Here is a 13542-nt window from a genome sequence, read left to right on the forward strand (position 1 = left end):
GGGGTGCACTGTTGTGAAAACTACCGGTGCGAGCGAAGCACCGAACAGCAGAAATGTACCGATCAGGCTTCTGTTCTGACGGATTTCACCATTGAAAGTATGAACAACCGGTTTTCGTACTGAGCGGCGGTGCAAAAATTTTCTGATCGCCAGGCGACGAAATTCCGCGAGCGCACGCAGCATTTTTTTTGGCACTTCCGAGTTGGGCTCGTACCGGGCTTTCGCTGCAGCCTGCACTAAGGGCGGCTTTGGGGCCGTTGGTGGTCAACACCAAGAGGACGGCGTGAAATTCAATGGTGTTTGTTTGTGCAAAATACTGAGCAGCCTCATCTGACTGGGCCAAGATGATTGTTAGTGCATGATTGGCCTCTGATCCATGGTTATGATGGTGAGCCTCCCCATCTGAACTGGTCCACCGCTATGTTTAGGAAACGGAGGACCGAGAATGGCGAACAAGCGACCGAAGCCGGAAGAGATAGTATCGAAGTTACGGCAAGTTGAGGTGTGTTGGGCAACGGTCAGGCAGGTCTGGATCGCTGCGTCGCTGAACCGCTGTTGCCGACCGCGTCTACCGTTCGGCGGCGGTATCCAGACCATCTCAGGGTCAAACCAAATCGATAGCGATCCACGTTGCTTCAACGCCGTGTTACAAGAAGGCCAATTCCTGGTCTTGTATTTCGTCGGCGCCCAACTGCTCATGCATCCCAGCTATCACTCTGGATTCAAACAGTGAATCCCAGGCGTGATTGATGCAACAAAGCCTCTCGCGGAGGGTATCACCGTTGGTCTGCGACACCATGGGCATTGTGTCGCAAGCTGCACGTCATATTCTCACGGTCATGCAAGGCGCTCTCTCACATCCCGTCTACCGACGGCTTCTTCTGGCACAGATTCTCTCGGTGCTGGGCTCCGGTCTGACCACAATTGCGCTCGGCCTGCTGGCCTATGAGCTGGCTGGCGGCAACGCCGGTGCAGTTCTTGGAACGGCGTTGGCGATCAAGATGGTGGCTTATGTTGGATTGGCGCCGTTGGCCGCCGCGGCCTCGGCCCGGCTTCCGCGCAAACCGTTCCTGATCACGCTTGACCTGGCGCGGGCGGCGCTGGTGCTGGCGCTGCCCTTCGTTACCGAGATCTGGCAGATCTACCTGCTGGTCTTCGGCTTCCAGGCGTTTTCGGCGGCCTTTACGCCGACATTCCAGGCAACGATCCCGGATATGCTGGAAGACGAAGAAGAGTATACCCAGGCGCTGTCCTATTCGCGCCTGACCTATGATCTGGAGGCATTGCTTGGCCCGACCATTGCCGGGGCACTGCTGGCGATCTCGTCTTTCCATATCCTGTTTGCCGGAACCGCGATCGGCTTTCTGGCCTCGGCCGCACTTGTCGCCAGCGTGGTTCTGCCGACGCAGAACCCATCTGCGGCACGGGTCCCGTTTCGCAAGCGCCTGACACGGGGCGCATGGATCTATCTAGCTACGCCGCGTCTGCGCGGGCTGCTGGCGCTTTACATCGGTGTGGCCGCAGCTACGGCGATGGTCATCGTCAATACCGTCGTCCGGGTGAAGGTCGATCTGGGGTATGGCGATGAAATGGTGGCGCTGCATTTCGCGGCCAGTGGCATCGGCTCGATGGTGGTCGCGCTGGCTTTGCCGCGCCTTCTGGGCAGTAACCCTCCGCGCAAGGTGATGCTGACGGGAGCGCTGGTTATGACGCTTGGCATGGGTCTGGCCGGGATGGGTCCAGGCCTTGTCGCCGGGCTGGTCCTGTGGGTCGCGCTGGGCGCCGGGGCGTCGCTGATCCAGACTCCGGCCGGCCTTATGATCACCCGCTCCTGTCACGCCGAAGACCGGCCCGCGCTGTTTGCGGCGCAATTTGCCCTGTCACATGCCGCATGGCTTCTGGCCTATCCGCTGGCGGGTCAGCTTGGTGCCTGGATCGGGTTGTCGCCGACCTTCCTTATCATGGCAGCGCTCTCGACTGTCGCCTCTATCTTCGCCACCCGGCTGTGGCCGGCAGATGATCCGGTCGAGATCGAGCATGAGCACCCCGAGGAAGAGCATGAACACGCTTTCGGTGATGCGCTGCACCACGACCACAGGGCGACAGAGTCGTCTGATCCGGTGCGGCACCGTCACAAGGCCCGGCGCCATAATCATGTCTATGTGATTGACGACCACCACCCGGTCTGGCCAAAAGCGTAGCTTCCTTTCCGGTCCTGATCGCTGACCGGTTGCACCCGGGTGCAGAACGTTTTTGCGGCGAGACGGGGTGCAAACTCGGGAACCGATCGTGTTCAAACTCAAACAGAAATCAATGGCATTCGGGGATTGCTGTCGAATACAGGGAGGGCCGGCGCACAAAAGCTATCTTTTTGCACCCGAACAGCGGATCTTGGTAGAAGGTGAACCTGCGACAAGTATCGGAACCGAAACGAGGGAATATCTGCCATGACTGAACGCGCCGAGGTGATCCGTGCCGCGCAAACCCTGGCCGATGATGCCCGGTTCGAAACCGATCTGGCCGGATTGGTGTGCCGTCCGACCGAGAGCCAGAACCCCGCGAGACGCGACGAGATGCAAAGCTATCTCGAAAACCTGTTGGTTCCCCGCCTGATGGCGTCGGGATTTGCCTGCGAGATTCACCCCAACCCATTTGGCAACCCGTTCCTTGTTGCCCGTCGCGTTGAAGGCCCGGACTTGCCAACGGTCCTCGGATACGGGCATGGCGACGTGACCCGTGGGCAGGAGGGGTTGTGGAGCGACGGACGCAAACCCTTCGAGATGTGCCGCGAAGGGGACCGCCTGTATGGCCGGGGTACGGCCGACAACAAGGGCCAGCTCCTGATCAACCTGCTAGCGCTTGACTGTGTTCTGGCCCAGCGCGGGCGGCTAGGCTTCAACGCCATATGGCTGATCGAGATGGGGGAGGAAACCGGATCACCCGGTCTGGCCGAGTTCTGTGCGGCCAACAAGGCGCTTTTGGCAGCAGACGTTCTGATCGCATCGGACGGACCGCGCATGACGCCGGAAACGCCGCTGGTGTTTCTTGGTGCGCGCGGGGCGATCAATTTCAGACTTGAGGTGGATTTGCGCGAGGGGGCGCATCATTCGGGGAACTGGGGCGGGCTTTTGGCAGATCCGGCGGTGATTTTGGCCCAGGCTTTGGCGACGATCACGGATCGGCGTGGCCAGATCCGGGTGCGTGAGTGGCGGCCGACCAGCCTGACCCCGGAAATCCGTGAGGTGATCGCCAAACTGCCTGTGCCGGTAGGACCGGAAGTTGATCCCGATTGGGGGGAAAGCAGCCTGACACCGCAGGAACGCGTCTATGGTTGGAATTCCTTTGCCGTGCTGACGATGGAAAGCGGCGTGCCCGCGGCACCGGTCAACGCGATCTCGGGGCGGGCCAGTGCCACTTGTCAGCTGCGCTTTGTTACCGGGACCGATGCCGAGGACATCATGCCCGCCCTGCGGCGCCATCTTGACGCTGAAGGATTCGAACAGGTGCGTGTCGTGCAAGAGGAACATGGCTATTTCCCCGCCACCCGGTCCGACCCGGACAATTCGTGGGTCAGGCGGGTCGTTGCCTCGCTGGAACATACTATGGGTGTGGCCCCGCATCTGGCGCCCAATCTTGGCGGGTCGCTGCCCAACCATGTGTTTATGGATATTCTCGGGCTGCCGACGGTCTGGATTCCGCATTCCTATGGAGGCTGCAATCAGCACGCCCCAGACGAGCACTTGCTGCTCTCTGTGGTGTATCAGGCGCTTGGAATCATGGCCGGGCTGTATTGGGATCTGGGTGAGGCCGAGATCACGTGCCTTGCTGACCTGTAGGATCGCCACCGCGCAGGTCGGCGATCACGCGGCTCACCGCCATAGCCCCCAAGGTATCTTTGATACTTCGCCGTCTTAAGCCGGCGCTTCTTTCAATAGGTCCATGCGCGGCATTAGGTCCAGCAGGTGGCGTGAGTACTCATGCTCGGGCGCATTGAACAGCTGTTCGGCATCCGAGACTTCACAAAGGGCGCCATGGCGCATCACGGCGATCCGATCGCACATCTGGCGCACCACCGGAAGGTCGTGGCTGATGAACAGCATGGTCAGGCCCAGTTCTTGTTGCAGGTCCTTCAGAAGATTGAGGATCGTTGCCTGCACCGATACGTCCAAAGCCGATGTCGGTTCGTCACAGATCAGGATGCGCGGGCGCGAGGCCAGGGCACGGGCGATGGAAATCCGTTGCCGCTGCCCTCCAGAGAACTCGTGCGGATAGCGCAGCGCTGCCTGCGCCCCCAAACCCACATGATTCAGCAGGTCGCCGACGATGCGGCGGGTCTCGGTCTCGTTTTCGGCCAGTTTGTAAAAGCGGATCGGCTCGGCCACGATATCCAGTACCCGCATCCGCGCGTTGAGCGACGAGTAGGGATCCTGGAAGATCATCTGCAACGCGCGTCTTGCCTCGCGTGCGGCGGCGCTGCTTGGTTTGGATGACACGTCCTGGCTCAGCACACGGATCGTCCCGCCATCGGGGCGGTAAAGCCCGGCGATCAGACGCGCCACGGTGGATTTACCCGAGCCGGATTCACCGACGAGGCCGAATGTCTCGCCCTCGGTCACAGTGAATGAGACATTGTCGACCGCTTGCAGCATCTTGCGGTTGCGTTTCAGCAGCGCCTTCTGCAGCACGAATGACAGGTCCAGGTTATTGACTTCGATCGCCTTGGCGGTGCCGCGATGGTCGCGTGATTGACCCAACCAATGGGTTTGAATGTCGATCCGCTCGAACGGTTGGGTGCCGCCTTCGATGTAGTCGACGGACGAAAACCGCTCCAGCTTGCGGTCGGCGCGCGGCACAGCAGCGATCAGCGACTTGGTATATTCGTGTTGTGGATCACCAAGGATCTGGGCCACGTCTCCGGTTTCCACCACCTCGCCGCGATACATCACCACCACCCGGTCGGCGATATTGGCGATGACGCCGATGTCGTGGGTGACGATGATCACGCCCAGGTCGCGTTCACGGCAAAGCCGTTTGATCAGGTCGAGAATCTGTGCCTGGATCGACACGTCGAGCGCGGTGGTCGGTTCGTCCGCGATGATCAGATCCGGGTCACCCGCCAGCGCCAGTGCGATCACCACCCGTTGGCGCATACCGCCGGAAAACTGGTGGGGATAGGCTTGAAGTCGTGCCTTGGCTTCGCTGATGCCAACTTGTTCCAGCAGTTCGACGGCGCGCCCTTCGGCCTTGGCGCCGGTCAGGTCGGTGGTTTTTTCGATGGTTTCCACCAACTGCGCGCCCACGGTCATCAGTGGGTTCAACGAAGTCTGCGGGTCCTGGAATATCATGCCGATCCGGTCGCCGCGGATGCGGCGCATCTGGTCCTCGGTTCGACCGCGCAGCTCTTCGCCTTCAAAAAGGATCGATCCGGCGCTGACGATGCCGGGGGCTTCCAGCAGGTCGATGATAGCATTGCCGATGGTGGACTTGCCCGCGCCGGATTCACCGACCAGGCCGACCACCTCGCCGGGCTTCACTGTCAGGCTAACACCACGGGCGGCATGAACCGTGCCGCGACGGGTCGGGAAATCGACATCGAGGCCGTTGATTTGCAGAAGTTCAGTCATCGTAGCTTCGGATTGAGCGCATCACGCATCCAATCCCCCAGAAGGTTGACGGCGAAGACAAGAACCACCAGCGCGATGGCCGGGAAGAAGGTGATCCACCACAGGCCTGAGAACAGGTATTCATTACCCACCCGAATGAGCGTGCCCAGCGACGGCGTGGTCGGCGGGATACCCTGGCCGAGGAACGAGAGCGTTGCCTCGGCGATGATCGCGAGCGCCAGGCCGATGGTGGCGATTACCAGCACCGGACGCAGCGTGTTTGGAAGGATATGGCGCATCATGATCAACCAGCCGGGCAAGCCGATGATCCGGGCGGCCTGCACATATTCCTTGTTAGCCTCAACCATGGTTGCCCCTCGGGTGACGCGGGCAAACTGCGGCCAGTCGGTGAGGCCGATGGCAATAATGACCACGTAAACCGCGAAGTCGTCCCGAACTTCGATTGGCAGAAAGGCCCGCCCGATGCCGTTGATCAGGATGGCCAGAAGGATGCCGGGAATGGTCAGCTGCACATCGGCGATCCGCATGATCACCGCATCGGTCACCCCGCCGACATAACCCGAGATCACGCCCAGCGTGACCCCAAGAACCATGCCGAGGCAGACCGCAGCCGCCCCAACAAGGATGGACAGCCGCCCACCATAGAGGATGGTCGAGAGCATGTCGCGGCCCTGGTTGTCGGTGCCCAGAGGGTATTGCGGCTGTCCACCTTCGATCCAGGCCGGGGGCAGCTTGCCGTCCCAGAGCGAAATCTGTGCCGGGTCGAACGGGTCGAACGGTGCGATCAAGGGGGCGAAAACACAGGCCAGGATGGCGATGAGGGTAATTGAGGCAGCGATAATGGCGCCGGGCGAATGCAGAAAGGACCAGACGATGTCATTGTCCTTCATCCGCTCCCAGCGGGTCATCGGGCGGTCTTGGGGTCGGTCTAGGCTCATCGCGTTACTCTCCCAGCCGGATGCGCGGGTCGACGACGAAGTAGAGAATGTCGACAACCAGGTTGATCAGAACGAACAGTAGGGCGACGAAGACCAGATAGGCCGCCATGATCGGCACGTCGACGAAATCGACCGCCTGAATGAACATCAGTCCGGTGCCGGGCCATTGGAACACCGTTTCGGTGATCACGGAAAAGGCAATCAGCCCGCCGATATTCAGCCCGATGATGGTGATCACGGGCACCAGAGTGTTGCGCAGGGCGTGGCGGAAGTTGATGGCGCGTTCCGACAGGCCCCGTGCGCGGGCGAACTTGATGAAATCGGTTTGCATGACTTCAAGCATCTCGGCCCGCACCAATCGCAGGATCAGTGTCAGTTGAAACAGCGAGAGCGTGATCGCGGGCAGGATGATCGCCCGCCATCCATCCACCGACAGAAGCGAGGTTTTCCACCAGCCAAGTTCAATCGCGCCGCTGCGCCCGGACGAGGGCAGCCAGCGCAGGTGCACGGCAAAGATGTAGATCAGGGCAATGCCGATGATGAAGGTCGGCAAGCTGACCCCGACCAGGGAAACCGACAGAATAGAGCGGCTTATCCAGGATTTTCGTCGGATGCCGGTATAGACGCCGAGGGTGATGCCGACGACCAAAGCGATGATCGCGCTGACAAAAACCAACTCCAGCGTGGCGGGCAGCCGTTCCAGGATCAGCTGGTCCACCGGGCGTTTGATCCGGTAGCTGAGGCCAAAGTCACCCTGCAGCATGTTGCCAAGGAACCGGGTGTATTGGGTCAGGATCGGATCATCCAAGCCCAACTGCTGGCGAATCTCGATCCGTTGTTCGCGGGTGGCGTCCTGTCCGACCATGTTGTTGACTGGATCGCCGACGAAGTTGAACAGCGAGAAGCTCACCGCAGACACGATGGCCATCACCAACACCGACTGTGCAAGCCGCTTGAGAATGAAGAAGAACATGAACGCCCCGGAAGTTGCGCCGGGGCAGGAAGGACCCCGCCCCGGCCGCCTGTCTTATTTCATGACCGTAAAGCGCGGGCGGAAGGCGTCATCCGCCGCGATCTGGATGTCGACATTGTCCGCAATACCCCAAGCCAGAACCTGGTGATGGATCGGCACGTAAGGCATGTCGGTTTTGACCTGCGTCCAGGCCTCATCAATCATCGCGGTGCGCTTGTCGATGTCGATCTCCGTGGTGATCGCCTTGGTGATCTCGTTCACGCGGGCATTGTTGTAGCCGGTTGCGTTCCACGAACCTTCACCGTCCAGCAGGTACGAGAAAACATAGTGGCTATCGAGCGTCGGAACACCCCAGCCCAGCATGTAGAAGTCGGACTCGCGCTTTTGGATTTTCGGGAAGTGCTGCGCCTTCGGGATCGCGTCGAGATTCACCTTGACTCCGATCTTGGCCAGCATCGCCACGGCTGCCTGACAGATCTTTTCGTCGTTGTTGTAGCGGTTGTTAGGGCAGTCGAGACGGATCGAGAACCCGTCAGGATAGCCTGCCTCCGCCAGAAGCGCCTTGGCTTTTGCGGTATCAAACCCGTAGGACGGATCGTTTGCCGGCGTATTTCCCAGAACACCCGGCGGGGTGATCATTCCGGTGGGGAAGGACAGGCCTTCCATCACCACACGACGGATCGCTTCCTTGTCGATGGCAAGGTTGAAGGCCTGACGCACCTTGGCGTCCTTGAACGGGTTGCCCTCGGCGTCTGAGGTGCGCAGCTTGTCGACGCCCTGGTCCATGCCGAAGAAGATCGAGCGGATTTGCGCCACGGTCTTCACGTTGAGCCCGTCGGCGCCTTCGATCCGCTTGAGGTCCTGCAGCGGCGGATCAAGCACGAAATCGACCTCGCCGGACAGAAGCGCCGCAACGCGTGTCGCGGCATTGGTGATCGGGCGATATTCGATCTTGTCGATATTGCCCGGGAACATGCCCTTGCCCCACCAGTTCGGATTGGCCGCAAGAACGGTCATTTCGTCCGGCGCGCGGCTGACCAGCGTGAACGGGCCAGTGCCGTTGGCATTACGAACGGCAAAGGTTTCTTCCTTGGCTTTGAAGTCCTGCGGTGCGACCACGTTGTTGGACTCGGCCCAGCCCTTGTCCATCATATAGATCGAGGTCAGCTGGTTGGGTAGGATCGGGTTCGGGCCATCGGTGGTCAGCTTGACGGTATAGTCGTCGATCACCTCGACCCCGGTGACGTTCTTGGCCTGCTCCTTGAAGTCCGAAGCTTCGTGATTTGCGCGCTCGAACGAGAACACCACGTCCTCGGCGGTAAAGTCGGCGCCATCGTGGAATTTCACCCCCTGGCGCAGCTTGAAGGTCCAGCCATCGGCGCCGGCCTCCCAGCTTTCGGCCAACTCGGGTTGAAGCACCAGGCTGGCGTCGCGAGTGACCAGAGATTCATAAATCTGGCCGTTCATTGCGATGGTCGGGCCTTCGTTCTGCGAATGCGGGTCCATGGTCAGGGCGTCGCCCTGGCTGGTCCATCGCAAAACGTTCTCGGCCAGCGCTGGGCTGGCAACGGTCAGAGCCGCAACGGAAACGGCAAGCAATTTCGTGAATTGCATTTCTTCCTCCTTGTTTGCTGTGGGCGTCTTGTCAGATGAGACGTCGCGCCCTTGCTGCGACCATACAACACACACAGAACCCGTAAAGAGTGCAGTCACGTCAATTGAGGTGCAGGTCAATCAGTTCCGTTCAGTCCTTTTTGAACGGATCGGTGGTGCGCATCGAAAAAACAAGAACAAGCCGGTGATCCGAAACTGCATGATCGGGTTTCGGTTCAGACCGGTAGCGGTTCGAACACTATCGCAGGCCGCGATTGGTTTTTCCTGGGCCGGTGCGGTTCACGTCTTGTTTGGTGCATTTGCAAAACCCGCCGCTTGTTTTCGGAGGCAGGTGCCGTCTGCAAGCGGTGTTTTTTTAACGATCAATGCTGTTGTTGCGGTATATCAACGACATCCACGCCGTTCTTTGGGTAATTGGGATAGGTTAATTTTTGTTGTTACATGTTATGTTTTCATACGCAATTGGAGTCGCAAAATGGCAATGTCACTCGATCTGCACACTTTCATGCGCCTAGCTGAACAGCCTTCGGCGACACGGATATGGTTGTTGGCGGCGGCCTTTGCTCTGAGCTTGGCCGCCTCCCCCGGGCTGGCGCAATCGGCGTCAACCGACGCGTCGGGAATTGCGGAAGCCAGCAATGTTCTGTGGGCCGATGTCGACGCGGATGCAAAGGCCAGGGCGCGTCAGGAGCTGGAAAATGCAGCGGTTGCAGGGGATGCGCAGGCGCAGTTGGTGCTGGGCCAACACCTGCTGAATGGCTGGGTTTTGGAGCGCGACGCAAAACAGGGACTTGCCTTGCTCGAGAAGTCCGCTGCTGCCGGAACCGCGGCTGCACAGGCCGAGTTGGGCCAGGCTTATCTGTTTGGTACGCATGTTGCGGCGGACCATGGCCGCGCTTTGCAACTGTTGGACGCGGCGGCAGGCCAGGGTGATCTGGGGGCGCTGCGCTTGTTGGGAGAGCAATTGGTCGGGGGATGGACGTTGCCGCGGGATACCAAGCGCGGCACCGCATTCCTGGAACAGGCGGTTGGGAAGGGAGATGCCAAGGCACAAGTGACTCTGGGCAAACTTCTTTTGCACGGGGTCGGGATCGAGGAAGACCGCGCCCGGGCGCTGACGTTGTTCGAGGCAGCGGCAGAGGCCGGAAATGCCAAAGGGCTGGTGGTTTTTGGCGAAGACATCATGTGGAAGATGAGAGACCCGGCCAGGGCCGAAGCGATGCTCGTGCGGGCCGGTGAAATGGGCGCCGATGAGGCCTGGAGCATTCTCGCCAATGGGGCGATGTACGGCTATCTGGGCGGTGGCCGGGTATCGCGCGCCAAATTCGACGGGTATGCCGAAAAGGCCCGTGCCGCCGGTCAGGACGAAATTGCCGTATTGGATGCCACCCGCAACATGTGGGGCATCAACATGCGCGCCAGCGGACCCGAAACCATAGCCCGGCTGCGGTCCGAGGCCGACAAGGGCAACGCTGCAGCGGCGCGGTTCCTGATCGAGCTTTTGAGGAACGGCAACCGGATGAACCTGTGGCCCGATCCGAAGGGTGCCCGAGATGCGCTGGAAACCTATGGTGGTCTGCTGAGTGACACCGCCCGGGCGCAATACGCGATGACGCTGGATGCCGAGCGGGCCCGTACGCCAGAGGCCTATGCAACGGTGGCGGCCGCGTTCGAAGCGCAACCCGAACTCTGGTCGGGCTGGTTCAGCCGCGAGATGGTCAAGGCAAACCCAAATGTTGCCTTCTACATTCTGCAAAAGCGGTTCAAGGACGCTGGCAGCTATGGCGGGGCGCTGAATGGATATGCCACGCGCAGCACCTTGCGGGCCGTGTTCCAGGCCTGTCTTGAGCTGGACAAGCCCGAACGTTGCGACGACAGTGTCATGCGAGCTGATGTGATTGCGGATCTGCTGACCAAATGATGGAACCTGACGCGATGGCCCAGGACGTGGCCGGTACACTTGAGCCCGGCCACCGAGACCGGATGGTGCCTTTCGTTCTGTGGACCGGGGTGTTGTTGGGGCTGATCCTGGCGGTTGTGCGTGCCGTCGCCCTGGGCGAGGCAATGGGCGAATCCGGGCTTGGTCGTGCACTGGGCCTGATGGCGCGCGGGCTGACCCAGGACTGGTTGATCGTGCTTGCTCTGACACTGATCTTTGCGGCGCTCTTGCATGCAACGGCCATACGTCCGCTGCGCAGGCTGCTGTTGTTCGTTTTTGCGGCTCTGGCGCTTGCGGTGTTGCTCACCGGGTTGGCCAACCTCATTGCGCTCAGAATGTTGGGGGCACCCCTGACCATGGACTGGGCGGCATATGCCGACATGACGAACACCGACGTGGTGCTGGATTACATGCGGCGCGTTGTGTCGTGGAAAGTGGTTGCAACAGGGCTGGCCGTTGCAATCGGACTTTTTGGAGGGGCTGTTGTGCTGACTCGTTGGCACGGGGCCAGCATGATCCTTGCTATTCTGGCGCTGATGGCCGGAACCGTGATTGCCGGGTCATCTCTAAACAACAGCGAAAGCGGCGTGGCGCTGGCACGGTTCCAGAACCCGATCGTGGCCTTCGTGGCCTCGCTTGGCCGTGACGGCGGGCTGAGTGGGATTACGTCACTGGGTAAACAGCCCGCGGATGCGACGCCGCCTTTTAACTTGGCCGAACCGATCAAGCGCCCGGAAAGACCGGCCAAACCGCTTCGCAACGTGATAATTTTCGCCTATGAATCAACACCGGCAAACCAGGTGTCATCCTGGGGCGGCGACCAACCTGTGACACCGTTTCTTGATGCGGCGCTGAAGCATGCGTTGGCCTTTAACCGGGCCTACGCTCATGTTCCCGCTTCGAACTATTTCCTGGTGTCGATCTTTGCCGCGCTGGTCCCCGAGCTGTCGTCGATTTCGATGCTGGCCAGCCGCCCTGACCTGGACACGGTCTATCTGCCCGAGGTGATGCGTGCCAACGGGTTCCGCACGGCGTTCTTCAACTCGTCCGACAACCGGTTTCAGAATACTGAGGGGCTTGTCCGCACCGCCGGGTTCGAACAGATCGGGGACTATCGCGATTGGGAATGCGAAACAGGTGTCTATGAATATTCCAGCGTGACGGACAAGTATCTGAATACGTCGAGCGACCTGTGCACCGTCAAGCAGATCATCGGTTGGATCGAGAAGCGCCCGAAAGCACCATTCTTCGTGTCCTTCCGCACCGGCATGACCCATTATCCCTATTTTCCCGGCGAAGACCCGCAACAATTTGTCGAGGACGAGACCTACAACGATTACCTCAATGCGCTGCGCGTTGGCGATCAATCCTTTGGCAAGCTGATGGCTTATCTCGACGAGAAAGGACTGGCGGAAGAAACCCTGGTCGTGGTGGTGGGCGATCACGGCGAGGCCTTTGGCCAGCACGGCACTTACGTACATGCCGCCGGGATTCACGAGGAAAACGTGCATATCCCGTTTGCCCTGATCAATCCGCAACTCTTTTCTGGTGAACGCACCGACCTGATCGTCGGGATTGCCGATGTCGGCCCGACGATCACAGACCTGATGGGCATCGCGACCCCGTCGTTGTGGGAAGGACGCTCGGTCTTTGCCCGCAAACGCCCGGATGGGGTGATGTTCTTTTCGCCTTGGAACGGGTTTCTGGTGGGGTATCGGGAAGCGGATGAGAAGTTCATCTACAACGGCAACACCAAGGAGATTCAGCTCTACGACCTGGCGGTGGATCCCGGTGAAAAAAACAATCTTGCTGAAACTGATCCGGAGGCGACCTCCGCTGCGCGGATCAAGCTGGGCAAGGTGATTGCGGCGCATAATCGATACATCGATTGGCTGCTGACCCAAAGTGGCGCGGCCTCGTTGGAACAGGCAGACAGGTCGGTGATCGAGATCGTGGCCTCGGGGACAAGTTACAAATCGCCACCCGAGGGCTGGGTAATGATGGATGGCGAACATGTTGGCGGCTTCAAGGTCACAACGGCGCCGTCAAACGCCGAGCGTGCAGTGTCGCAAGAAGAAATCGACGCCGGCTACGCCACCTTCAACCTGCCGGTCCAGGCCGGAGAATGCCCGCGCCGGATCGAGCTGTACTTTCTCAACGATGAATGGGCTGGTGAGGGCAAGACAGGGGATACCGATCTTTACATCCGGTCGGTGAGTTTTGCCGGGACGACCTATTATTTCAACCGTTTCGAGCCGATCGAAAAGAAGGCGGGCGGCCATGCGGGCGGTAGCTACCGCTTCTGGCGCAAGGGCGGTGCGAGTATTGACCTGGATTTGGATCAATCCTGTCTAGGCGCTGATTTCGCTGCAGAATCGACCGAATAGAACGACAACCATCGGGCGAACCGAATCGGGCAATAATCCACGCCGGTGGAAATCTTGCGTGTTTGTT

General features: G+C 60.0%; 8 protein-coding genes and 1 pseudogene. 4 read left to right on the forward strand and 5 right to left on the reverse strand.

What is annotated here, in order from left to right:
- Positions 1 to 513: 513 nt before the first annotated feature.
- Positions 514 to 699, reverse strand: a pseudogene (locus RXV86_RS00975) (transposase); the annotation flags it as partial.
- Positions 700 to 839: 140 nt separating this feature from the next.
- Here RXV86_RS00975 and RXV86_RS00980 point away from each other — a divergent pair.
- Together RXV86_RS00980 and RXV86_RS00985 are read left to right on the forward strand one after the other, a co-directional pair.
- Positions 840 to 2201: an MFS transporter gene (locus tag RXV86_RS00980; RefSeq protein WP_316296930.1), complete on the forward strand. Its 1362-nt coding sequence runs from the start codon at positions 840 to 842 to the stop codon at positions 2199 to 2201.
- Between the two features lie 246 nt (positions 2202 to 2447).
- Complete coding sequence (locus RXV86_RS00985) at positions 2448 to 3836, forward strand: M20 family metallopeptidase (RefSeq protein WP_316296931.1); 1389 nt, start codon at positions 2448 to 2450, stop codon at positions 3834 to 3836.
- Positions 3837 to 3911: 75 nt separating this feature from the next.
- On the opposite strand, the gene RXV86_RS00990 is transcribed toward RXV86_RS00985, so the two are convergent.
- The 4 genes from RXV86_RS00990 to RXV86_RS01005 are packed head-to-tail and all read right to left on the reverse strand — an operon-like array spanning position 3912 to position 9149.
- Positions 3912 to 5624 (reverse strand): ABC transporter ATP-binding protein, encoded by a 1713-nt coding sequence (locus RXV86_RS00990; protein ID WP_316296932.1) that lies wholly within the window; start codon positions 5622 to 5624, stop codon positions 3912 to 3914.
- Entirely contained in the window at positions 5621 to 6562 is a 942-nt protein-coding gene (locus RXV86_RS00995; RefSeq protein WP_316296933.1) for an ABC transporter permease, read from the reverse strand. The genes RXV86_RS00990 and RXV86_RS00995 overlap by 4 nt, the downstream gene beginning before the upstream one ends.
- 4 nt (positions 6563 to 6566) lie before the next feature.
- The gene (locus RXV86_RS01000) at positions 6567 to 7535 is read right to left on the reverse strand and encodes an ABC transporter permease (RefSeq protein WP_316296934.1); all 969 of its coding nucleotides are present in this window, start codon (positions 7533 to 7535) and stop codon (positions 6567 to 6569) included.
- A 54-nt stretch (positions 7536 to 7589) separates the two neighbouring features.
- Positions 7590 to 9149, reverse strand: a complete 1560-nt coding sequence (locus tag RXV86_RS01005) for an ABC transporter substrate-binding protein (RefSeq protein ID WP_316296935.1) — start codon at positions 9147 to 9149, stop codon at positions 7590 to 7592.
- A gap of 475 nt (positions 9150 to 9624) precedes the next feature.
- Here RXV86_RS01005 and RXV86_RS01010 point away from each other — a divergent pair, with 475 nt between their 5' ends.
- Together RXV86_RS01010 and RXV86_RS01015 are read left to right on the forward strand one after the other, a co-directional pair.
- Positions 9625 to 11070 carry a tetratricopeptide repeat protein gene (locus RXV86_RS01010; RefSeq protein ID WP_316296936.1) on the forward strand — a complete coding sequence of 482 codons (1446 nt, stop codon included), beginning with the start codon at positions 9625 to 9627 and terminating at the stop codon, positions 11068 to 11070.
- A complete protein-coding gene (locus tag RXV86_RS01015) occupies positions 11067 to 13475 on the forward strand; it encodes a sulfatase-like hydrolase/transferase (protein ID WP_316296937.1) in 2409 nt (802 codons plus the stop codon). Before RXV86_RS01010 ends, RXV86_RS01015 begins: the two co-directional genes overlap by 4 nt.
- The last annotated feature ends 67 nt before the right edge of the window (positions 13476 to 13542 follow it).

This window comes from Aliisedimentitalea sp. MJ-SS2 (genome assembly GCF_032586155.1).
Lineage (GTDB): Bacteria > Pseudomonadota > Alphaproteobacteria > Rhodobacterales > Rhodobacteraceae > JAWHTC01.